A 23,897-nucleotide genomic window follows, 5' to 3' on the forward strand; every position below is an offset into this window, starting at 1 on the left:
TTGGCGTGATTCGTGGGCAAGTCAATGAGCGCATCGGAGTTGGCCCGCGAATGGCGCGAATGCACGCGAATCGAAGATCAGGCAAACGCACCAAATTTAAAATGATCGAGTTCCATCATTCGCGCTGTTGGCGTGATTCGCGGGCAAGTTGACGAGCGCAACGGAGTTTGCCCGCGAATGGCGCGAATACCGCGAATTTTGAGGCCCTGCATTTCGAGCTCGCTACTTCTCAACTCCTTTCAAATGATTCGCGTTATTCGTGTGATTCGCGGGCAAGAAACACCAGCGCATCAATGCCGGCCTGCAAATTGAAGACCGACAAAATCCTTGACTATCGGTGTGTCGCCTCGACTTAAATTTCGCGTGATAGGTGGGGCAATGGGGATGAGAATAAGGAGCGAATGTTTCTGCTCCAACAACGCCCCGCCGTGTCGGCTGTTTTACGCTGTTTGCGGATCCAGTCGCCGCACTGTCGAAGCCAAGTTGTGATGTTTGGTGGTACGATCGGTCAGGAGTTGACGTGTGGCCATAAGCCATCCCAACAAAGAAATCCGAGCGGCACTTGCAGCGGCGGAAGCGGCTGGTTGGGCGGTAAAGAAAAGTGGACCACGTGCTCACGCCTGGGGTACAATACACTGCGGATTGGGGCACACCAGTTGTTGGATAGCGATCTATTCGACTCCAAGAAACCCACAAAATCACGCAAAACAAATCAAATGCAAGCTGGCAGCGTGTCCGGGGCAAGGCGGAGGCGACGAGGAATCAGATGACTGAATACAGGTTTCGGGTGGTGATAAACCATCGCGTAGTCAACGAGCATCAGATGCTGGAGCTAGCGGACCGGCTCGCGGCAGCGGGATGCGATGACGGTCACCTCGGTGGCCACTCCGACGGCATCGAAGTTGTATTTGACCGCGAAGCGGCATCGCGCGACGAAGCGATGCGGTCAGCTATCGAACAGATCGAAGGCTGCGGACTTGTTGTCAAACGAATCGAACTCGACAGAGAAGTACTTGCCGCATAGAGCCCTCGGATCGAACAGTAAACCCACCTGCTCTGCCCGCCAATCACGCGAAGCTAAGTCCCAGCACGTAGAGTTGGGTACCTGCCAACTCGTTCCAATACATTCGCGCTATTGGCGTGATTCGTGGGCAGGTTGATGAGCGCACCGGAGTTGGCCCGCGAATAGCGCGAATGCACGCGAATTCGAAGGCCAGGCAAGCGCACCAACTTTAAAAAGCTCTAGTCCCAATCATTCGCGTTATTAGCGTGATTCGCGGGTAAGGTGATGAGCGCATCAGAGTTTGCCCGCGAATAGCACGAATCACGCGAATTCGAAGGCCAGGCACGCGCACCAACTTTAAAATGTTCGAGTCCCTGCCATTCGCGCTATTGGCGTGATTCGTGGGCAAGTTAATGAACGCACCGGAGTTTGCCCGCGAATAGCGCGAATGCCCGCGAATCGAAGACCAGGCAAACGCACCAACTTTTAAAATAGTCGAGCCCCTGCCATTCGCGCTATTGGCGTGATTCGTGGGCAAGTTAATGAACGCACCGGAGTTTGCCCGCGAATAGCGCGAATGCACGCGAATCGAAGACCAGGCAAACGCACCAACTTTTAAAATAGTCGAGCCCCAATCATTCGCGCTATTAGCGTGATTCGCGGGCAAGTTAATGAGCGCACTGGAGTTTGTCCACGAATCGCGCGAATGCACGCGAATCGAAGACTAAGCAAACGCACCAACTTTAAAATGTTCGAGTCCGATCATTCGCGCTGTTGGCGTGATTCGCGGGCAAGTTATTGAGCGCATCAGAGTTGGCCCGCGAATTGGTGACTCTGCATTTTAGAGTTCGGCACCTGTTCGCTCGTTTTAAACCATTCGCGTTATTGGCGTGATTCGTGGGCAAGTCAATGAGCACACCGGAGTTTGCCCGCGAATCGCGCGAATGCACGCGAATTGGAGATCAGGCAAACGCACCAACTTTTAAAATAGTCGAGCCCCAATCATTCGCGCTGTTGGCGTGATTCGCGGGCAAGTTGACGAGCGCAACGGAGTTTGCCCGCGAATGGCGCGAATGCACGCGAATCGAAGACCAGGCAAACGCACCAAATTTAAAATGTTCGAGTCCCACCATTCGCGCTATTAGCGTGATTCGCGGGCAAGTTGATGAGCGCACCCGAGTCTGCCCGCGAAGCGACGTGAATGAGACGCCCGGGAATAGCGTAACGGCTGTTGACTCGCGATCGAGACGCCGGTTGCGTTTCGACTGATTCCCGCGGTGGGAACGCGATCGTTTTGAGGTCCACTGGCAGTGGAGGGTGCTTGGAGGCGACGTGGTGCTTCTTGACGCTGGCGTGGCAACTGCGGCTTTTGTGTTGCGCATGGAGCGGCTGGGGATGGTATGTTTTGTCCAATCCGCCGCGCTCCGCGGCCGATTAGAATCAGACTCTCCCCCTAAATCTCCAACCGCAAAACCTCGGAGCGATCGATGAGCCTCCCGCGCCGCAGCTTTCTTCTCTCCTCCGCCTCCGCTTTAGCCGCCTCCCGCTTCGCCTGGGCCGCGCCAGCCAAACGCCGCGTCGCGGTGATCGGACATACCGGACGCGGCGACTTTGGCCACGGACTGGACACCGTCTGGCAACAGATCCCCGAAACCGAAATCGTCGCGGTCGCCGACGCCAACGAAGCTGGTCTGGCGCGGCAACTCAACAAACTGAAGATCGATCACGGTTTCCGCGACTACCAACAAATGCTCCGCCAGGTGCAGCCAGAATTTGTTGCGATCTGCTCCCGCCACGCCGATCAACACCATGCGATGGCATTGGCGGCGATCGAAGCTGGCGCACGCGGCCTGTATATCGAGAAACCGATCTGCCGTACGCCGGCGGAAGCTGATGCGTTACTGGCCGCCTGCGAGAAACACGACGCCAAGATCGCCGTCGCCCACCGCAACCGCTACCATCCCGCGCTGCCTCAAATCGATAGCCTGATCGCCGACGGCCGGATCGGGAACCTGTTGGAACTGCGGGGCCGCGGCAAAGGGGACCACCGCGGCGGAGCGGAGGATCTGTGGGTGCTGGGCAGCCATGTGCTGAACCTCGTCGACCATTTTACCGGGCCTCCCCAAACCTGTTCCGCCGTGATGTTGCAGGGAGGTCGCCGAGTGACAGCGGCCGACGTGCGTCCGGGAGCGGAGGGGTTGGGGCCGCTGGCCGGCGACGCCCTGCACGCTCGCTATGAAACCACCGCCGGCCCGATCGCCTATTACGACTCCGTTGCCAAAGATGGCACCGCGGGGACCGCGTTTTGTCTGCAGTTGATCGGCAGTCGCGGGACGATCACGATCCACATGGACGGCCGTCCGTTGGCTTATCTGTGCGAGGGGAGTCCGTTTCGGCCGCCAGCCGAACCGCGGCGTTGGTTGCCGATCAGCAGTGGCGGAGTGGATGTGGCGGAGCCGAATCCCAAAGCGGTCGCGGAGGCGACGCACCACATTGCGGCAGTCAAAGACCTTATCGAATCGGTCGATTCGGGACGTCGGCCGCTGTGCGATATGCAAAACGCTGCGACGACGGTGGAGATGATCTGCGGCGTCTTTGAATCGCACCGCCAGGAGAGCGCCGCCGTCGCACTGCCGCTAGCGAAAAGAGACAACCCGCTAACGCGACTGTAGGTTCGAACGCCGAACTCGCTCGGCCAAGCCAACGAGAAAGCCAACGCCAATACCCTCCGCCGCACTAACGCGAGCGGAGCAGTCCGGAACCGGAGAGCCCTTTAGTTGCGAACGATCTCCGAGACGGTCATCTGTTTGACGAACGTCTGCGAAGGATCCTCAATCCTCAACAGCACCTGAATCGCTTCGGGTGCCTGTCTCAACGGCGGTCGGCTCTTCAAGCCTGCCCCACGCTATTTCAACAACGGATTACAGATCTTCCGAGACGGTTAACTGTCGGATCTGCCGACTCCGTTTGTCCTCGATTCGCAGCGTAACTTGGATCGCGGCTGGCTTCGTTTGAAATGGTGCAACTGCATTTCCCAACGCGTCCAGCTCACCACCGATTGGTACCGTTGGCACGGTGCCGGTGGGAATCGGCCAAACCATCGTGTTGTACGTCGCGTCGTAATCGAAGGGAAAGCCCTCGGAATACTCCACCGACCACGTATCAAACGCGGGTTGATACCATCGCGGGCCTCCCGCCGCGGACGAATAACCATATTTCCCCGACAGCCGTAGAGACCTCATATGATCGAGTGCTCCGGTGTTATCGTCGTATACTGCTCCGCTGAATTCCGACTCAAGCAGAAGTCGAGCATTGACGCCAACATTAGACGGCATGGTTTGAATCATGGGATCCATCCGAGCCCGCACATTGCCGCCACGCAACGTTGCGTAGCCCAGATCGACAAATGCGCCACGAGAGATCAGCAGCGGATCGTTATCGGCAGCGCCACCCGGATGATTCTGCGCCGAACGGACAGCGATCGAACTATCGTCGGTTCCATCCCAATCGAGATTGGTATCGAAGAAATATCGATATCCTGGATCGTTTGGCGTAATCAAGACGTCGTCGCTATTGGCTTCCCCCATGTATTGCCACGCGTCTGGAAACGTTGGCGCAGTCCGATCATTCCCCGGATTGCCATCGTCTCCCGGCAGCATGACCAATGCCGTGCTGCGATCGAACAACTTTACGTCAAAACCAAGCATGTCGTCCAACACAACATCTTCGCCACGTCGGTCGCCGCCCCAGCCCGCGGGCATCGCGTACCCGTACGTTGTTGTTTGACTGGTTAGATCCGCAGCCGTTTGCGGGACCTGATATTCTTGTTTGAGCCCCAAGGCGAAATCGGGAAGCAAGAAGCCTTGCAGAAGGTGTGGACTTCCAAACGCCCAGGCTGGGTTGGTGTTTGCTCGAGCGACTCCAGAGGCAGCGGGCGTCGGCAGTGCGGACAACGCACTTGGATTCCCCATCGCCAGCAACGGCAAAGTTGTCTTGGCAACACCGGTGGTCGGCAGTGGCATCCGAACGTGCGCAAACCGGTTTTCGGGCCGCGACAGATCCTTCAGCGAGTTGGCGCGGATCTCGGTGCGTGGCTGGTCCCAGCCAATCGAACCTGACAGCGCTGACTGCGTTATGCGCGAGACCGAGAGGTCGCACATTTGATGAATCTTGGCCATCCCCGTAAGCCATCCAGCAGTTGCAATATTGTTGGCCCATGCGCCAGCCTGATACGCCGCGGGCAGCTGGAGATAGGGTTCGCCCCAAGCCATCGTGTTGTTATTAAGATCGGGGCGGATCAGTAGCACCCGACGATGCAATTGCAGTCGATTGGGGACCGGGACCGCGGTCGGCAACGTTCCACTGACGGGCAATGGCGGAATCGTATCGATCGAAAACGCTCCACCGGTTTCGGTGTAGGTAGGACCAATCCAATAGATGATCTCCGCATACTCCGACCGGATCGTAACCGGTGTCATATCGGTTCCCGTACCATCGGCGATAAACTTCGGCACGCTGCCGGTGAAGTAGGCGCCGGGAGGGGCTTGTGCGGTGAAGGCGAGGTAGTCATCGAAATCGCCCCACTTCGAAACATCTTCGCGGCCGATAGCCACCGAAGTCGTAACGTCAGCGACGGGCCCTTCGTAATAAACGAAGTAGCCGTCTTCCTGCCCGCGATCGAAGGAGATGTTTTGGACGGTGCGGTATTCGAGATCGTTCCGCAACTGCATCGCGACGCCACGCAGTTTGGTGCTCAGTCCGACCTCGACAGTCGTTTCGCGAATCCGCGTTCCAATCACGCTAAATGTCTGCGCCAACCCTGCCATGATCAGCAGAGTCACGGTCATCGCGATCAACATTTCGACCAGGGTAAAACCCGGCTGTTTTCTATATTTGACAAACATCAGGCTCAGTCCAAATTTCGTGAATGAATAATGGCGCGTTTGGCCGATTCCCCGTCGCCTGGTTCGTAGCGAACGGGAATCGTGCGATCGATGATATAGAACGATCGATAGCGACGGTCCTCGCCAATATCGGCACCGTATTCGTCCGCGGGGTCACCATTGGAATCGATGTTGAACAAACCAATCGTTGTCCAAACGGCAAACACCTGGGAGTTCGAATCGGTCAGATTCGGCAATCGTGTGATGCCCAAATTGCGATGGAATTGGCTGCGTGTATTCGACATGGCGCGTACCGTATCGTCATCGTTGCGACGAAACAGCGGTTTGGTCGCCGAGGCAGGATCAGGACGCAAAAGTCCGGTACTCAACGGAGTCCCGTTTTGCATCGTGGTTGAATACGACGGCGTATTGGTTGATGCGTCATAGTTGATCACCAACGGCCCAACACCAGCAAACCCGGAAGGCTTAAAGGCTCCCGCAAATTGAGTCGGACGTGTTCCATCCAAATAGGGCGATACCGGAACAGTAGACGTTGCTGGAATAGCATAGCCACGCCGACTTTCAATGTATGAACTCCAAAACGCGGGAGCGTCATTTTCGGTCTCCGTGATTGTCGAATAGGGCTGCATCAGATCGAGAAACGTGCTTCGACTCTGCAACGTATTGAGGTTGATCTTGCCGGCTCGTCCTGAATTCGGCTTCCAGTTGAACGGCGGACGCAGGATTTCGAACGGAACGAGATCGCGGAAGTCAAACACGTTCGGGTAACTGTTGACTTCGGGAGGCCAGGTCTGCGCCGCACTTTGGATTGGGCCAAGGTAATGGCCCGGATGAATCATCTCGTGCCGATAATCGAATGGATCGGGAGTTCCAACCCACTCCAGAACGCGTCCAAAGTTAGGGCTGTTATTGAAATCGGGATCCGCATCGAAGTAGTTGAAAAGATGCCCAAACTCACCGCGATACATCTGCGGAGCCGCGGGGGATCCGTTGGTCGTAGCCGACGAATCGTAGATGTTTCTCGCCGGCGTCACCATCGCGGGTGTTGAGAACTGCATCATCAACCGAGAACTGCTAGTCATCGGAACGTGCATGATTTCGTACGGCGATGCAAACGGCCGATTGTTCCACGTGATCCATGGGAATGGCCGTGTTGCGGGGGCGCCGACATAACGCAGTAGCTGACTCGATAGACTACCCGGATTTTGCACCCACCGTTCGCCAAACGCGGCATTCAAATAACCAAGCGTCGTCGAAGCGGTTCCCGCCGTAGGATTATCCTGCGGGCCACTGTTCAACAAGTCGTGAGCAAAGTTAGAGGTCGAAAGTGCGATCTCCGATGTCGTCTCTGGGACGCGGGTGCCATACGAGTAGATGTTGTTGTGTCCCATCCCCTCATTCAAAACCGAATCCGCGGCATTGATATTCCCATCGCCGTTCGAATCGTAGGTCGCGAAGTCGACACCGTTTTTGTAACGCGAAGCAAAGCGTTCATCCGGAGCACTTGTGTACGGATTTGGATCCGAAGGATCGATCCAGCCAGGCGTCCCGGCTTGATCGGTTTCCTGTTGGTTCTTCTCTTCACCGTTAAAGACCGTCAGATCCAACGGCATCCAATCGACAGTCATGTAGGGATTGGTCGTCGCGTTGTACGGCATGGTTGGATCAGCCAACCGTTGCAGGTACGCGGTCTTGTAGTTCAACCGTGTTCCCGTCCTTTGACCATCGGTAAAATCGTTCGCCAGTGGCGCCCACGATCGCTCGTCAAACGGTTGGTCGGGCAGACTGTTCGTTGGAGCTTCTTCATCGACATACGCGTCAAACGGATACGTATTGTCGGAACCTACCAGCCGATATTGTGGTTCGGGATAATAGGTCGTCTCCCATGGACCGGGTTCGGAGATGTTGACTCCAATTCGCTCCGGCGCCGTCGTCGCGGCATTCGACCAAGTTGCGGGAACTGGCGCAGATGCAATGATTCCCACCACGTCGCGAATCTGTTCACTATAGATTGGCGTGATCATGGCCCCGGTGGTGTCGCGAGTTTCAATCGCGGTCGGGGTCAACGTGATCGATTGAGGACTCGCATAGCTGCTGTAGTTCAAACCGACAGGCGTCGGAACGTTTTGAGCTCCGATGGCAGTAAACGTTCGAGAACCAATCACAGCATACTGTCCTCCACCCAATAGAATCCCATCGGGCGAATAGCTCGTGTCGGCGTTAAAGCTGTAGAACACCTTGGGCGTGCCGCCAGCGGTTTTTGAATCGTCGGGAAGTGTAACCGCAGTCGGGTCTTGCGATGTCATCCAGATTACGCGGTCGAACTTGAACGCGGGATCCTGCCGATACGGGAATGGAGAAGCGGCGTCGATTTTGGGAATAAACTGCTCTACGTCCGCAGCTCCCAAAAGGTCATTTGCCGACAACGCAGGATCTTGCAATCGCGTGACGGGGCTCAGTTGAGGATCGTTGTTATCCGCCGTTGGGTCCGAACTGTGGTTCGGGGTGATTCCAATTCGCCAAACGGGATTGTTGTCGGGCGCTTTGGCAGAAAGATTCAAATACCGCGTATCGGGAACCGAGTCGGCATCGGTATCGACAGCAGTGTAGAGATCGCTCGGAGCGGCCCAAGGGTTGGCGGGATCTGAACTGGTGTCGAACTTCTGAGGCGAACGCGGGCAGAACAATTCCAGGACTGTGGTCCCTTGGGGAATTCGATATTGATCGACGTCATCATCGTTGTCGCCCCAGTCATCCGTAGCGGGATCGGGCAGACGCTTGCTCATGTCTCCCGAATCAAATTCCGAATCTTTAACTCGACGATCGTGGAAGTTGAGCGACTCGGTCAGCAACAATTCAGGTGCTTCCATGCCCCACACGACACCGCGTGGCGTGGGGGTTGTACCATCGGGCAACGTGTCGTTGGTCGTCGCTAGGTTGCCGTCGACATCCCATCCATCGTACGGATCGACGTCGTATTCGAAGCCTGTCATGATGCTGTCGCCGTCGCGGAAGTCGACAACATTGACAGCCCATTGGGCCAATCGCCATGCGCGATATTCGGCTTCCGTCGCAGGATGCCCCGTTGTGCTCGAACGGTAGTCAAAGGCGGTGTTCGCGGATTCATCGCGAGTGACAAACATCGCCAAGCAATACAGGTGACGCGCGAGAAGCGTACGGCTATTGCGTGACACCTCTTCAGGAGTCAAATCGGCAGCCATCACACTGCCAGTCCCAGTTGTCCACTGCGTGTTGACGATCGATCCGGACGTCGCATCGATCGCTGGATAAAACGATTCGATCGCGGCTAGAATCTCTTGCGGATCATCGACAACACCGTCGCCATCGGTATCGATACCATTGCCGATCGGACGATTCAAATTCAGTCGTTGTCCCAATCGCAACTCGGGAGCAATCACCGACCAGAATCGCATCTGTTCTTCATTCAGCGAACCTGAGGGGGTATGCCCCTTTTCCAGAATTCGCAAGAAGTGATTCGTCAACCAAGTGCTAGCGTTTTCGGTTGCCGAACTCCGCCATTCAGCCGGCATCGTGGTTGGTGGTAGTTCCAACGACTCGCTGCGGGTCGTGAACCCGCGACGCACGATATCCGCTCGGGTTGCCAAGTCGGTTTGGATGATCGACGTAAGGCGATCAGCGGCACTCTCGTCTCGATTCAGTACCACATCCAAATCGGCTTCGGAATAAGGAAGATCCAAATAGACTCGGTATCGCGAAGCCATCTCGTAGGGATCGTTTTGACGCTCATCCAACGTGCGAGAGTTGACTGGATACGCGGCGGAAACCGAAGACGGTTGCGTTACCGTCATCGAGAAGCCATCGAAAAGAGGTTGTCCAAAAATTCCGATCGCTACGCGACCACGGCCCCATACATCCAGGGGACTACCGTAGTGCGAAACACCAAAATGCGTTGTCGGGCGTCCTGTTTCGCGGAAGAATCCGGTCAGGTCGTTGTCTAACAGGTAGTTCTGCGTGGACACGCCCGATTGCCCAGGGACGAAGGTTCCGTGACTGTCATCGTAACGGTCCCAGGCCAATCGAACGCGCGAGTTCGGAAACGTTCCGACTTGAGTCGTTCCATTTGAGTAGCCAAGCGGGATTTCGGCAGGTCCATAACCAAAGCCCGACGGAACGTCGCCGACGGTTTGGGTCTCAGGAGTTGGGCTCGGGAACGCGCCCGACAGTCCCTGTGCAATGGCTCCCTCTACAACCTTGGATACGTCGGCGTATCGCCCAGCATGGTTGATATCGATTCGGCCACCAAGGTCTTCGATGCGCACGGCAACCATCGGTTTTACACGCGTCCCGTCGGGCATCGTTGCGGTTGGCAAGCCCCCGTCGATCCAAACGCTGTCGTTTATGCCGTCACCGTCGTTGTCGACATCCCATGGCCCAGCGACGAGAGCGGTCGCAAGGCTTTGAATATTCCCGGCAATCGTGGCGACCGATGCAGTGAAATCGATACCGTCTTTTAACACAGGGTCTCCGCCAGAAAAATTTTCATACCGATTGACGGAACCGTCGTTGTACGGCAGCGGACGCAGATTGCATTGAACCAACATCCGATGGATCGTCTGCAACTGGGGTTTTGTGAGCGAGTTCAACGGTGCGTTGTAATAGTTCAACACATAGTTAATGATCGCGGGACGGACAAACGATGGCGCGGGCAATTCGGTCGATGGCGCATCAACGGGGAAGTGTGCCAAAAACCAGTCGTTATAGTCGGGGACGTCAAAAGGTTCGTTAGCATCACCAAGCAGGTTTGGCGCGTTTGCCGTTGTGAGATAACTGCCGTAATTGCCCATTAACGCGACCGAGGCATCGGCACCAAATGTTGCGTTAAGGTTTCTCGCCGTCTGGTTCAGATTGTACGTGCCGCTGCGACTCATCCAGCCCATGCCAGGGCCGTTCAGCCGGGTTCCGTTGACGTAAAATTTGTAACCCACGTCATCGGATCCGACGGCCGCAGCATAGTACGGCGAATCGGGACCGGCTCCCCAAGATTGATTGGCACCTTTGGAGTAGAACAATACTGCGGGGTGACTTTGAGTCGTACTCGAGGGGAGATCGAGCCACTTGGAAAGCGTCTTGACTTCATCGTCAATGGTAATCAGGTTGTCGAGGTACGGTTCGACGTCGACAACAATGCGTCCGTTCAACCGGTATTCATCTTCGACGTCGTCTGTCCCTGCGCCAGCCACGCCTCTGTGATCGCCAAAGTACCGCACGATCAGCAACGGCAAACCCTCCAACGGGCCTTCCTCAAAAGTTAGCACGCGACCGTTAAAATGATCGTCGAGCGCAAAACGTGCTCCTAGGTACAAGCGAGTGGAGAAGCTGACGTACTTCTTTCCCAGGTGAGGCATGGGGCGGACTGCATCACGGCGCGCGGCTGACCAGCTGCCAAGACCAAAGGCCGATGGCTCCAAGCAACGAAGAACCGTAGTCTCAGGGAGTAAGTTGTTTGTCCAGTAAGAGTTGTTCTCCGGTGACAGCGCGCCGCGATAGCCATAATAGTCCCCCAACAAATCGTGTCCCCAGAACGCACTGCCGGGTGCAGCACTTCCCGCGAGCACTTGTTCGATCGTTCGTTCCCGGAAGACTTGCGGATCAAACGAACTCGACTCCCGACGTGCAATCGCTTCGGATGCATACCGTGATTGAGACGTAAACAGCAGGAACGTCATGGCTAGGATGCTGAATAACGCCAACATGCCCAACACAACCAACAGGATGATTCCTGAACGTTTCGAGGGTTGTACGATGCGAGTCATGGGAAGCCTCTGAACGGAAAGTTCACACGGAGAAAAGGAGACGAGCGGAGTTTGTGGGTTTACAGCGTGATTTCGATTTCTTTAACGGCGATCGCGTTTTCGACGATCGTCATCTGAGTCGGAAGTGACGTCATGTCGGCTTGCGGCCAATCGGGACCGACCAGCGAAACGGTTCGCTTCCAGCCTCCAGTGAAAGTTGTCGAAGGAGATGTCTCCGAAACGTTATTGACTTCATACCAAACGTGAACCGCCGGTTGGCCTGCACTGAAGTTGCGTTGCGATAACATCACCCAATGCCCGGCCTTGATCGAATCGTTCATGTCGCTAGACGCTTCGATGGTAACCGAGCCGCCCAGACCTCCAACAAAGCCGATCCATCCCGTTACCAACGCAAGTCGTTCGTTGGTCGGGTTCGATTCGGCGTCCGCACTGACTGCGTAATTCAGCGGCGACGAGGAAGTGATTGGGTTGCTTGGGTGGGGAACAAAGACGCGATCGCGGATAATCACCACCGATAACTTCATCGCACCCGGTGCTATGATCGAATTCGACGGCGTCACCGTAGCGATCCATGAGTAATGTCCCTCGGACAACCGACGCACTGCGATGTTCGACGCGGCGCCAACCTGAGATGTATAAGCGAGCTGTTGCGGATAGAGTGTTGGATCATCAGGAAACTCCATCGACAGCGAGTCGTCATTCTGAAACACGCTTTGGATCGCGCCGCCAATTCGACGCGAAAGATTAGGACTGCCCGTTATGATCTCGGGAAAAACTCTCCATAACCGGGGGAACTGATTTGGATCACCCGTCGGCATCGCTGTAGCGTTGGGCGAAACGGCTGGCGAGTAATCAGAATCGTAGTACGGGAACACGCCCGCGTGGAAACCGTTGACACTACCGCTGGTATCGCGATAGGAGAGTGCATGGTTCAAAAACCATGGATCGATGCAAAACGATGGTGTGGTCCCAACCTGAAAACCGGCTGCGGGGAAATTGCCGGGCTCTCGGCGCGGCCGATTCCGCAGGTAATCGGAACTTAGCCCAGTCGTTTCATCGTTTACAAAAACCAAATCTTTGGGTTCGAGGAACTTCGACGAATTGATCAATGCAACAGCATGCGATGCATAGACCGTGCCGATATCGTTCTCGAGCGTTTGACGAGCGTAGTTCGCAGCGACGGGGATTACCGAAGCGATTCCCAACAGGCCAATCAACATGACTCCCATTGCGAACATCACTTCGATCAGCGTAATGCCGTTGCGTTTCTGAGTGGATTTTGACATAGGGCTTATCCGTGATTAGATCTTTTCTCGCGACACGTGCATCAGGGCTGAAATGCCGTTGTGCATTTCAGCTGGCGTTTTTTCAGCTGCCTGCAGGCCGCTGTCTCGCACGCTGGCGATCGGATTAGGAGTCTGAGTGGTCACTTCTCCAGAAACACCATTGATCACAACCCAGACCGATTGCAGATCGAAGGCTGTGGCTTGTTCCTTGGAACTAAGCGACATCGGGTCGGCGACGTCGGTCAAACCTTCTCGCCCGACCATCAGGTAGATATCGGAGTTCACCAGGTGATGCTGCATTCGGATAGCTTTCGAGCCTGGAGCCCCATATAACTCGCCATAGATCACCGAATAAACCGTTCCGTTAGGGGCAAACAGAATGTAGATGTCGCCGTACGGATAAGTCCGAGCGGACGCCACTACCGGAGAAGTCCCCGCCGTGTCGTACGCTGCAGTGGATGTTGCACCGCGAGCGAGATCGTATTGGTGTTCGATTTCCATCGGTGAAAACTGACATGCCGCGAGTCGTTGATGGCTTCCGAACGGAGTGCCGTAGTCCTTCACGGAGGCATCGCCGCGACGATATCCCGAAAAGGCGAGATCGATCATCGTTCCGGTCTGCAAGTACAACGGCAACGATGCCGTCTCGCGAAATCGAGAGATCGAATAACCTCGGGTTGCACTGCTGCCAGCACCCACCGCTACGTCCGAGACGACCGATGGATCGACAGGTTCGATCAGTAGGCTTACCAAATTAGGTGGTGTCGATGTGTCGTAAGTCACCTGACGGATTTGAAAGTTGACGTCGGAGTCGTCGAACTGAATCGTATCGCCAACGACAACAAAACCAGGAGGCGGCGTTCGAATGACGTCGTTGCCGTAGACCGGATTCCCACCATTGGTATTGGGAAACTGCACGATCCGAATCGAGGCATCATAAGTACCCGGAGGCGTGATAAGTGCAAAGGCATCGGATTCGTCACCCGAGTAAGACGATGCCAACCGACAGTATCGCAACTCGATACTGCGGGCACTTTCGAATCCGCTGGTCCCAGATCGCTTGATCACGACTCCGTAGGGCTTGCCGGTGTTCACGGCACGCGCTCGCGCGGTGTCGAGATAAGAACGAACCAGCGACGCGGTGCGGGTAGCTTTCTGATCGCGAAGCTGGTCGCGGACCGTCGGCAAAGCGATCGCTGTCACCAAGGTGATGATCGACACAACGATCAACAGCTCGACCAGCGTAAAGCCGATTCGGAAACTTCGTCTTTGTTGTTGCATCTGAGACATCGCCTAAAGCTCCGAACTGATGATGTTGTCAACCGCAGCGTCGTATCCGTCGCCATCCAGATCCGCCCTTGAACCAACGCCCTCGAAACCACCCTTCGTGTAATCGTTGTCCGCGTCCGCTAAATCTGTGTTGACGTAATAAGGATCAATCTCGTTCAGGCCACCAAAAACGATGCGAAACTGTGCGCCGACATAACTAATTTCCACTGTAGAATTAGGGTCTGTTCCGTTAAGGAAACGGGTGTCGAACTCACCATCAGGTCCTGCCGACACGACTAGTGGTTGAAGATTAAACGGATCGGGAAAGCTAGTGTCACGATAACGCAAGCTTCCATTGAGCAAATCGAAACCGTCTGGACCAAAGTCTGTGACGGGATCGGTCTCACTGATGCCAACCCAATAACCAGCTGGCCAACGCGCCCAGGCGATTGGAGTCCCCCAAGGGTCGACGATCTCGGGCATGCTGTCACCATCGGTATCGGCGATCTCCGAGGGACGAAACGCATCGAGCGCAGGGCGACCGGCAAAGTTCATCGCCGAAAGGATCAGATACAAACACTCAGCCGACTGATGTTCGCGAGTCCAAAGATCGTTATCGCTGGACGATGGTGGCAGCGAATCAACGCCCCCTGGAAACACATCGGCGTAGGTCGCCGACGCGGGAAGTTTCCCCAACGCGACGTACGTCTGTACGACTCGTTCTCGGTAGATATCGAACAAGGGGACTGTTACTGAATCTGCCGTTGCGGCTGCATAGGTTCCCGGGGCCGTCCGAACGGCGGTTACCCAGGTTTGGGCTGGACTTGCCAAGTCGGTTATCCGGTCAGGCATCTCAATACGCATTCGATCGCGTAACAATGCTAAACGGACGCGTGCTCTCTCCCTAGATGCTTGTCTTTGCTTCGTGCCACCAATGGATACCGGCATTTGCATGACCATGTAGTCATCCCAGCGATGCAACAGAATCTCGCGAATCTTGGCGACTTGCAATTTCGCGCGGGCACGTCGAGCGTCGCCTTGAGCACTGCTGAGTGCCATGCCGACCATCGACGCCATCACGCCGATCAACGCCATCGCAACCAACAACTCCACGATCGTGAAGCCTCGCCGTTGGCGTTCAGCTGTGATTTGGGTGCGAACTAACATGGGACTACTCCAGATCCGATTCGAGGGTCGTCGATGAGAAGTTCGTGACGTTGTCTTCCTGGAAATTCGCTGGGTCTGGCGTGTAGAGGTAGTTGCCAACTCCAGTGACTAAACCCGTGTTCAAGTTGAATCCCGTTCCGGCAGGGAAGATGTAGGCCATCGCCGCTGCGCCGGGGTCACCACCGTAGTGTTCGTCCTGCCCGCCGCTGACGATCTGGAAGCTGTCTCGGTTGACAAAAAACAGTCCATCGTCGGGGATGGAACTCGTCGTGCCGGTGTTCACCAACAACGACTTGTAAGGCTTAGCAACACCAACCGAAGCGGCAGTAGGCTGGTAGGCATTCACTACACGTGAGGTTGTACCGAGACTGTAAGTGCGCGAATCGAAGTAGACGAAAGGCAACGAACCATCGTTGTTCTTGCGGCGATAGACAGGGAAGAGATCGGCAACCACACCCGACGGTGCAGCCGCTGTGGCATTTGGAGCAACTGTTGCCCCGAGAGCCGCCGTGGAGGTGTTCCAGTAGATCCCTTCGTCGGTCGAATAACCGAGCACGCCATTGAGGCCCATCGTTAGCCGCACTTCATCAAACTCGAACAGTCGGTTGTCTCGCGATGTGTTGTAGTGGTAAGAATCCAAGTCATCGACGCTGCCAGTGCCAACATAGACGAATGGACCACCGCTTCCCGAAAAAGGAAACCTTGGATCGCTGCTAAAGCCACCCAATGCAAAGACAAGCGCTTCGGCGCGATCGACGCCATTGATTTGGAAAGTCGTGGAATCGGTCGGATCGACAAAACAAGCTTTCGCTAACAGCCCCATATCACGCGTGGAGATCTTTGGAAACGCTGTGCGATAGTGTCGTTGCACAACGGACCAATCCGAGAAGTCCGGCGGGTAATCGCCGTATTTGTCACGGTAGGCTTCCAATGCGAGTTCGATGTTGGTCAGTTCCACTTTCAGAGCGCTGTCAACAATCCGGCGCCGAGCCGACATCACTCCCGCGGTCACCAAACTCGTCAAGATGCCGATGATGATCACGACCACTAACAGTTCGATCAGCGTGAACGCTGCTCGGGTGATTCGGGTTCTGGGGCGGAGGGGCTGGGACATGCGTTTTACCTGTGCCTGTTGCGTTTGCATCACTCTTTTTCCTCGTGCGGCCTCGGGTACGGTCCGTCGGTGTAAAGCAGCGGTTGTGGCCATCGATTAGGGCCGCTGCTGGTGTCCAAGCCTCTTGGAGGAGTTGTTTTTTCAAACCACTCCCCCGTCGGCTCTAACCACTCTCGTTTTTGACTTGTTCCTTCGCGACCGCGCACTGCGACCGGTCTTCCGTCTGCCGCGATGTCTCCACGCCCTCGCGATCATGCGAGGTGGCAACACTGGCGGTCGATGCGACCGACGGTGTCGGTCAGCGTTTGTGTGTGTTTTTTTTGGGGGGGGCAATCGAGCGGAGTCGATTGGCCACCGTTTGTGTATTGTCTGGCTCTTCCATCGACCACCGTTTTTCGCGGTGGCCGATGGTTTGCGTCTTTGGCGTTGATTATCACAAGCTGCTGATCAGCGAGACGAGAGGCATAAACAGGCTGACGACGATAAATCCGACGACCAGACCGAGGAACACGATCAACAGCGGTTCCATCAACGCCATCATGCCGTCGGTCATTACGCGTACTTCCTCGTCGTATGTGTCCGCAACTTTGTAAAGCATTGTGTCCAACTCACCTGTCTCTTCGCCGACGTCGACCATGTTGACTACCAAGTCGTCGACGACGCGTTCTTTCATCTTCATCAGGTACCACAAGACGGCAAACACACAACCGCCGGCGGTTCCGCTAAACGCGATGCTTCGCAGCGTCTGGACCATCTCGGGGTTGTCGCCCAGCTTGGTGTAGTTGGCTGTCAGGGCGACCGACATCAACATGATCCCTGGAAACGCGCCCAAAAACGCCCAGAAAAAGGCGGCCATCGGGTGGAAGCCGGGGGTGCTGTTTTCGGCCAGCGGTTTGCTGATCACTTCACCCTGGCGGATCGATTCGGTGACTTTCGCAAACAGCCGCTCGAACATCGCGTTGCCCGAGGTCTCCCGGGTGATATTCAACGCCTCGAGGATCGGCACGCCGCTGGAGACCAACGTTCCCAACGTTCGCGTCGTCCGGGCCAAGATATTCTTTTCCAACAGGCCGCCGAAGATCGGGGCTTTGATGATAAACATGTCAAATCCCATCCGCCCCTGTTTAAACTTGCGGATCAATTTGACGATGATAAACATACAGACCGGGATCACGACGATCAGGAACCCGTACCGCATGATGTAGTTCGACAGCGCGATCAACAGCAGCGTCGGCGCCGGCAGTTCCAGGTCAAACTCCTCGAACATCTGTTCGAACGTCGGCACGATCTTGATCATGATAAAGGTCACGATCGCACAGGCGACGAAGACGACGACGCAGGGATAGATCAACGCACCTTTGACTTTTCGCTTGAGCGATTCAGCTCGCTCCATAAAGTCGGCCAGTCGCTGAAGAATCGTCTCCAACGCACCACCGGCCTCACCGGCTTTGATCATGTTGACGTATAAGCGGTTGAAGACCTTGGGGCTCTTGGCCATCGATTCGCTCATCGTCGAACCGCTCTCGATCTCCTCACACGTATCCAACAGCGCGTTTTTCAGTTTGCCCGGCTTCTGGTTCGCCTCGAGGATCTTCAGACTGCGCAGGATCGGCAGGCCCGAGTCTTGCAGGATCGACAACTGACGCGTGAACATCGCGATATGTTTTGTCTTGGCGCCACCGAAGCCGCCACCGCCGCGGCGCTTCTTGGTCGCCGCCGCTTTGGCTGCCTGCTTTTTGACGGAGATCTTCGTGACGAAGTATCCCATCTGACGAATTGTGGTTTGCGCCTCTTCTTCGTTCTGCGCATCGATCTCGTCCCGGATCTCTTGCCCGGTGGCGTCCATCGCTTCAAATAGATAGATAGGCATGGCGGAGGTCTACACTTTGAAGGGAAAAGTCAATTATTGAAATGTTCAACGTTTTATAAATCTGCATCCGGTGGCTGAACTGATCAGCCGCCACGCGATAGCGTCCGGTTGCTTTTGTCGTTTCTGTTTGTCGATCCGTTTGGCAACAGAGAACTCCGCCGCCGGCGACCGATCGGATGTTAGTGATCGACGGTCTCGCGAACGACCTCTTCGAGCGACGTGACACCCTTGTAAGCCAGCCCCATGCCGAAGGCGCGGAGCGTGGTCATGCCGTTGCTCTCGGCAACGTCGCGGATCTCGTCGGTCGATGCGTTGGCCATCACCATTTCGCGGATCGTATCGTTCATGATCATCAATTCAAACAGCCCCACACGCCCCTTGTAGCCCGTGTTGTTGCACTTGTCACAACCGCCCCCTCGGTAAAACTTGTGCTCCGCAACGTCGTCTGGTGACATGCCAATCTCCGCCAGCAGGTCCAGCGACGCCGGTGCCTCTTCGCGACAATTCGTGCAGATCCGGCGGACCAGTCGCTGAGCCAAGATGGCTTCGACCGTCGCGGTTAGCAGGAACGTCGGCACGCCCATGTCTTTCATACGAGTGATCGTGCTGGGCGAATCGTTTGTGTGCAGAGTGCTGAAGACCAAGTGACCCGTCAGCGCCGCTTGAACCGCGATCTCGGCGGTCTCCAGATCGCGGATCTCGCCGACCAGGATCCGGTCGGGATCCTGCCGCAGGATCGCCCGCAGGCAACTGGCAAACGTAACCCCCGAACCGACGTCGATCGGAATCTGCACGATCCCATCGATGTCGTACTCCACAGGGTCTTCGGTCGTGATGCACTTCTCGTCGATCGTGTTCAGTTCGGAGAGCGCCGAGTAGAGCGTCGTCGTCTTGCCGCTACCCGTCGGCCCGGTGACCAAGATGATCCCGTTGGGCTTTTCGATCGTTTTGCGGAACGGGACCATCACGTCTTCGTCCATCCCGACATTGTCGAGACTCAACGAAACGACCGAGCGATCGAGGATCCGCATTACCGTCGATTCGCCAAACATCGTTGGCATCACGCTGACGCGGAGATCGACAGGGTGGCCACCGACCATCAATTCGATCCGGCCGTCCTGAGGCATCCGGCGTTCGGCGATGTCTAGGTTCGCCATCACCTTGATCCGCGTGGTGATCGCAAACGCCAAGTGACGCGGCGGCGGAACCATTTCGTAAAGCACGCCTTCGGCTTTGATCCGGATCCGGAATTCATCCTCGAACGGTTCGAAGTGGATGTCGCTGGCGTGGTCTTTAATCGCCAGCAGCAGAACCATGTTCAACAGCTTGCGGACCGGCGCCGAATCAGCCAACGCCTCGGCATCGGTGATGTTAAATTTGTCCGACTCCAGCGCCGAGATCGCCGCTTTGAGGTCGTCGTCCTCTTCGAGCGACGCGATCACTTTTTCGACGCTCTCCGATTCGCTGTCGAAGTACCGCGTCATCGCGGCGACGATGTCGCGTTCGGTCGAGACGGCCATCCGGATGTCGTAACCCAGGAAGGTCCGCAGTTCGTCTTGGATCGAAAGGTTTTGCGGGTCGCAGGTCGCCACGGTCAGAGTGGAACCGTCGAACTTGACCGGGATCACGCGGTACAGCTGGGCCATCGTTTCGGTGACCATCGCCAGAACCTCTGGCGGCAGTTCGACGTCCTGCAGCTGAACCGTCTGCATGTTCATCTGCTCAGCCAAGCCCTGGGCCACCTGTTCGTCGGTGACCAAGCCCATGTCCTCGGCGATCCGCCCCAACAGGGCGCCCGGTTGCTGTTGCTGTTCCTCGAGGATCACCTCCAACTGTTCGTCGGTGATGAATCCGAGGTCGACGAGGATCTGTCCGATTTTTCGTGTAGCCACAGGTTTTCAGGCTTGAGGTTCGAGGAATGAAATGGAACTTCCGATGCCCGCGTCCTACTCGGGATGCGGTTCGCCCTGCTCTCCGTTTTCGCCGTCGCCGCGTCGGGCTTCGACGATCCGTTTCGCCAAGTCGTCGGGACGATGAGCTTTTCCTAACACGTCTTCGACCGACACCAGGCCACCGGCCCAGAGGTTGTAGAGCGCGTCGTCCATCAACTGCATGCCAAACTTGGCACCGGTCTGGATCGCCGAGTTGATCCGGAACGTTTTGTTCTCGCGGATCAGGTTGGCGATACCAGGGGTTACGATCAGTGTTTCATAAGCCGCACAGCGACCGCCGCCGATCTTGGGCAACAGCGTCTGAGCGACCACGCCGATCAGCGACGATGCCAACTGGGTTCGAACCTGATCCTGCAGGTTCCCCGGGAAGGCGTCGATGATCCGGTTGACGGTTCCCTGAGCACTGTTGGTGTGCAAGGTTCCAAATACGATGTGACCGGTTTCAGCGGCGCTGATCGCGGCTTCGATCGTCTCGAGATCGCGGAGCTCGCCGACCAGGATCACGTCGGGATCCTGCCGCAACGCGCGGCGAATCGCCTCGGAGAAACTAGGGACATCGACCCCAACCTCGCGTTGGTTGATCGTGCTTTCAATATGTTCGTGGTAGAACTCGATCGGATCTTCGATCGTGATGATGTGGTGATCGACCGTCTCGTTCAAGTAATTGATCAAGCTGGCCAGCGTTGTACTCTTGCCGCTACCGGTTGGCCCGGTGACAAGGAACAGCCCGCGAGGCCGTTGAACCAATTTGATGATCGCTTCGGAGAGCCCCAGTTGTTCGGGGGTCAGTTTGTCGTTGGGGATCTGCCGCAACACCATCGAGATGAAGCCGCGTTGCTTGAAAACCGAGACGCGGAACCGCGCCAGTTCTCCAAAGGCAAACCCAAAGTCGGTGCTACCGGTCTCCTGCAATTCGCGCTGACAGCGGTCCGGCGTGATGCTTTTCATCAACGCCACGGTGTCCTCGGCTTCGAGCACCTTGGTCTCCAATTTCCGCATCCGACCGTGCAGTCGGAAGACAGGAGGTTGGTTGACCACGATGTGGATGTCGCTGACACCTTGCTTTACCGCTGCTTGCAGCAGCTTGTCGATCAGAACGGTTGCCATACCTTAGTAGATCCTCGCGCTGTGGCGAATCGGTTCACGCATCAGTGGTGAACCCGTCAACAATCGATGCCCCCAACGGGCCTCTCTAAAACTTTACAAATCCGGTTTGAACGTTGGATGTTGGTTGCGGTGCCGAACCGCCGGTATTATTTCGAGTCTGATTGTCGGGATATAAAAAGGAAGACAAACAGAGAAATGAATCAATAGTTGTTGGCTTTTAGATAAGCAGCCATCGTCGGCTGTGAGGGTATTATCACCAACAACCACTCTGCAGACAACGAAATTGCAGTTCGGAGTGATTCTCGCGGCCCTCGCCCCTCTGCTGGCGGCAACCCCGAACCGCGTCGCCGAGCCTCGTCGAGGGGCCCTGTTGAGCCAGATTTGGCCGCGTGATCGGCCGCCGGCAACAGTCGCCTCGGAGCGGCTGCGACAATTCGATCCAGCCTGTTCGGCGAACCCCGGCAGCAGAGACGTCCCAAGTCGCGTAATGCGAGATACCCCGCCATTGTTGCGGAGAGGCGAGGAGCCCGCTCCGGCGGGGGAGGCTACGAAAAAAGCCGCGACGGCGATCGGCCGCGGCGGCTTGTTGTGCCACCATCGCGGCGGAAGGTCCCGCCGCAGGAAGAGCTAGCAAAGTGGGCGATTAGAGGTCTTCGGTCAGCAGTTGCTGGATCGCCAAGTGATCCTGTTCGGTCTTTTTGGCGACGCGGTAAACCTCTTCAAACGTCGTAATCCCCCGCAGGATCTTGCGGATGCCGTCGGCGTACAGCGTCGTCATCCCGTTTTCGATCGCCGCCTTGCGGATGTCCTGCGAACTGCGGGCCTGGAACATCATCTCGCGGATCGTGCTGCGGACCAACATCAGTTCGTAGATACCGATCCGGCCGCGGTAGCCGCTGCGTTGGCAATGGGCGCATCCTTTGCCCTTAACGAATTCCGCCTTCTTTACCAATTCGGGCGGAATGCCAGCATCTCGGATCAGGCTCTCCGGTGGCTTGTAACGTGTCTTACATCGCGGGCAAACCGTCCGCACAAGCCGCTGAGCGAGGACCGCAATCACGCTACTCGCCACCAGATAGGATGGTACACCCATGTCCATCATCCGTGTCGCAGCACTGGGCGCATCGTTCGTGTGTAGAGTACTGAATACCAAGTGTCCAGTGAGAGAAGCCTGGATTCCCATCGAAGCGGTCTCGTTGTCACGCATTTCTCCGACGAGGATGATGTTCGGTGCCTGACGCAACATCGCCCGAATGATGAGTGCGAAATCGAGTCCGATGTTGTGCCGGACCTCGCACTGGTTGATCCCCTGCAGGTAGTATTCGACGGGGTCCTCGGCGGTGATGATCTTGCGGTCGGGGCGGTTCAGCGCGTTGAGCGACGCGTAGAGTGTTGTCGTTTTTCCCGACCCCGTCGGACCGGTAACCAAGATGATTCCGTTGGGCCGTTTGATCAGCGATTGGAAGTTGCGGAAGTCGCGCTCGGCCAGGCCCAATTGGCGGATACCGACCTTGATGTTGTCGCGGTCCAACAGCCGCATAACCGCCGACTGGCCGTGGTTGGTCGGGATGATGCTAACCCGCAAATCGAGTTCTTTGTCCCCCACCGTGATCTTGATCCGCCCGTCCTGCGGCTTCCGCTTTTCGGCGATGTCGATCTTCGAGAGGATCTTAATGCGGGACATCAGCGCCATCAGCATCCGGCGGGGGGGGCTGTCTCGCTCGACCAACCGGCCGTCGATCCGATACCTAATTCGCACCCGGTCCTCGAACGGCTCGACGTGGATATCCGAAGCACGCAGCTGGACAGCTTCGGCGATCATTAGGTGAACTAATTTAACGACCGGCGGGCTCGCCTCGTCGAAGACTTCGTCGACATCGGCCCCGGAATCCTCTTCGGTCTCGGTAAAGTCGATCGCTGTATCGGTAAACTCCTGCAACATCGAGTCGGCCGATTCACCTTCGACCTGCCCGTAATAGCGGTTGATCGCTTCTTGGATCGAGGTTTTCGGAGCGAGCGCTGTCTCGACCTTCCGGTTCAGGATAAACCGCAGCTTTTCGACCGTCTCCAGATCGAAGGGGTCGCTGATCAGGACCTTCAGGACGCTCTCGTCCCCCCCGATAGGCAAGACGTTGTTTTCGCGGGCGACCGATTCGGGGACCAATTCGATCACCGTTTCGTCGATCCGAATCTCGCCGAGGTTGACGTATTCGAGTTTATGGAAGTCGGCCAAGGCTTTGGTCGATTCCTCGGGAGTCGCGTAGCCCAGTTTGTCGAGCGCTTCGCTGATCGGCAGCCCCGCGTCGCGAGAGACCTGCAGCGCCTCGTTGAGTTGGTCGATACTGACGATGCCCCGCTGGAGCAATAGATCGGTAAAGTCGCGTTTTGGACCAGCCATGAAATCCCTCGTAGCGTTTCGGATCCGATGAG

At 56.4% G+C, this 23,897-nt stretch carries 12 protein-coding genes; 2 read left to right on the plus strand and 10 right to left on the minus strand.

The annotated features are described in order from the left end of the window. The first annotated feature begins 823 nt into the window (after positions 1–823). Together CA51_RS09390 and CA51_RS09395 are read left to right on the plus strand one after the other, a co-directional pair. Positions 824–1,024 (plus strand): hypothetical protein, encoded by a 201-nt coding sequence (locus tag CA51_RS09390; RefSeq protein WP_145284097.1) that lies wholly within the window; start codon positions 824–826, stop codon positions 1,022–1,024. A 1,466-nt stretch (positions 1,025–2,490) separates the two neighbouring features. Beyond that, positions 2,491–3,675 (plus strand): Gfo/Idh/MocA family protein, encoded by a 1,185-nt coding sequence (locus CA51_RS09395; RefSeq protein WP_145119941.1) that lies wholly within the window; start codon positions 2,491–2,493, stop codon positions 3,673–3,675. A gap of 249 nt (positions 3,676–3,924) precedes the next feature. Here the strand turns inward: CA51_RS09395 and CA51_RS09400 are convergent, their stop codons facing one another. From CA51_RS09400 to CA51_RS09445, 10 genes are all read right to left on the minus strand, one after another. After that, positions 3,925–5,907, minus strand: coding sequence for a PulJ/GspJ family protein (locus CA51_RS09400; protein WP_145119943.1), 1,983 nt, complete (start codon positions 5,905–5,907; stop codon positions 3,925–3,927). Positions 5,908–5,912: 5 nt separating this feature from the next. Further along, complete coding sequence (locus CA51_RS09405; RefSeq protein WP_145119945.1) at positions 5,913–11,702, minus strand: hypothetical protein; 5,790 nt, start codon at positions 11,700–11,702, stop codon at positions 5,913–5,915. A 59-nt stretch (positions 11,703–11,761) separates the two neighbouring features. Continuing rightward, positions 11,762–12,988, minus strand: a complete 1,227-nt coding sequence (locus CA51_RS09410) for a type IV pilus modification PilV family protein (protein WP_145119947.1) — start codon at positions 12,986–12,988, stop codon at positions 11,762–11,764. A 15-nt stretch (positions 12,989–13,003) separates the two neighbouring features. Then, complete coding sequence (locus tag CA51_RS09415; RefSeq protein WP_145119949.1) at positions 13,004–14,278, minus strand: prepilin-type N-terminal cleavage/methylation domain-containing protein; 1,275 nt, start codon at positions 14,276–14,278, stop codon at positions 13,004–13,006. Between the two features lie 3 nt (positions 14,279–14,281). Next, positions 14,282–15,424: a type II secretion system protein gene (locus tag CA51_RS09420; RefSeq protein ID WP_145119951.1), complete on the minus strand. Its 1,143-nt coding sequence runs from the start codon at positions 15,422–15,424 to the stop codon at positions 14,282–14,284. A 4-nt stretch (positions 15,425–15,428) separates the two neighbouring features. Next, positions 15,429–16,538 (minus strand): type II secretion system protein, encoded by a 1,110-nt coding sequence (locus CA51_RS09425; protein ID WP_231746091.1) that lies wholly within the window; start codon positions 16,536–16,538, stop codon positions 15,429–15,431. A 433-nt stretch (positions 16,539–16,971) separates the two neighbouring features. Further along, positions 16,972–18,408 carry a type II secretion system F family protein gene (locus CA51_RS09430; RefSeq protein ID WP_145119955.1) on the minus strand — a complete coding sequence of 479 codons (1,437 nt, stop codon included), beginning with the start codon at positions 18,406–18,408 and terminating at the stop codon, positions 16,972–16,974. 179 nt (positions 18,409–18,587) lie between these two features. Beyond that, entirely contained in the window at positions 18,588–20,300 is a 1,713-nt protein-coding gene (locus tag CA51_RS09435; protein ID WP_145119957.1) for a GspE/PulE family protein, read from the minus strand. 54 nt (positions 20,301–20,354) lie between these two features. Next, on the minus strand, positions 20,355–21,467 hold the full coding sequence (locus tag CA51_RS09440; RefSeq protein ID WP_145119959.1) for a type IV pilus twitching motility protein PilT: 1,113 nt from the start codon (positions 21,465–21,467) through the stop codon (positions 20,355–20,357). 643 nt (positions 21,468–22,110) lie between these two features. Then, positions 22,111–23,865, minus strand: a complete 1,755-nt coding sequence (locus tag CA51_RS09445) for a GspE/PulE family protein (RefSeq protein WP_145119961.1) — start codon at positions 23,863–23,865, stop codon at positions 22,111–22,113. Positions 23,866–23,897: the final 32 nt, after the last annotated feature.

This window comes from Rosistilla oblonga (assembly GCF_007751715.1).
Classification (GTDB): domain Bacteria; phylum Planctomycetota; class Planctomycetia; order Pirellulales; family Pirellulaceae; genus Rosistilla; species Rosistilla oblonga.